The 223-nt window shown below is 54.7% G+C and carries 1 protein-coding gene; it reads right to left on the minus strand.

Features of this window, described 5'->3' with window-relative positions:
• Positions 1–223 (minus strand): hypothetical protein (locus tag ABR397_RS24520; RefSeq protein ID WP_350307949.1); only part of this gene is annotated, 223 nt, incomplete at both ends.

Genomic DNA, 223 nt, shown 5'->3' on the forward strand with positions numbered 1-223 from the left:
CCAACAGGGCATTATGCCGATAGTTCAGCAAACTACTAAAGAGAGGGATCTCTCCCTGCACATTACTGCAACGCTGGGCCAGCGCCAGTGAAGCATGTTCATGTTCCAATAACCCAGCGAGTCGGGTATGGGCGGCCTGCACGCTGTCCCGTACCGGCGTATCATTGATATCCAGCCGCAGCGGCAAGGTATTGATAAACAGCCCCATGCCATTGTCGGCACT

This window comes from Photorhabdus viridis, assembly GCF_040256935.1.
Lineage (GTDB): Bacteria > Pseudomonadota > Gammaproteobacteria > Enterobacterales > Enterobacteriaceae > Photorhabdus > Photorhabdus viridis.